The sequence below is a fragment of the Pseudomonas sp. K5002 genome (assembly GCF_013386655.1).
In the GTDB taxonomy this organism is placed as follows: domain Bacteria; phylum Pseudomonadota; class Gammaproteobacteria; order Pseudomonadales; family Pseudomonadaceae; genus Aquipseudomonas.
Map to the genome: position 1 here is coordinate 1 of NZ_JACARK010001563.1, position 377 is coordinate 377.

Annotated in this window: 1 protein-coding gene and 1 pseudogene; both read right to left on the minus strand. The window is 64.7% G+C overall.

Annotated features, from left to right (window positions below; all coding sequences use genetic code 11):
* Positions 1-171: sigma 54-interacting transcriptional regulator (locus HX846_RS37950; protein WP_178967550.1), on the minus strand; the 171-nt coding region annotated here is incomplete at its 3' end.
* A gap of 11 nt (positions 172-182) precedes the next feature.
* Positions 183-377 (minus strand): annotated as a pseudogene (locus HX846_RS37955) (monooxygenase); the annotation flags it as partial.

The window sequence follows — 377 nt, forward strand, 5'->3', positions numbered from 1 at the left end:
CAGCTCTTTACCGGTGCCGGTTTCGCCGATGATCAACACGCTGGCTTCGCTGGGCGCGACTTGCTGGATGTGCGCCAGCAGCGCCTGGGATTTGGGGTCTTCGAAGACCTGGGCCGTGGCGCGGATCGAGGTCGCAAGAGCGGGCGAGGGCGGTAAGGTTAAAAGCTGCATGGGCACCTCTTCTAGGAGTAGAACGTGGGAATCGGCAGGGACTGGTTCAACGCCCAGTCCCCCAGTTCGTGGAGCTTGTAGTCCACCGGGTCGTGCAAGGTTTGCGTGCGCAGGTTGCGCCAGTGCCGGTCCAGGCGCAGCGAGGCGTGAGTGGAGCGCGCGCCGGTGACTTCGAACAGGCGGCTGCACAGCTGCAGGCCGTTGCG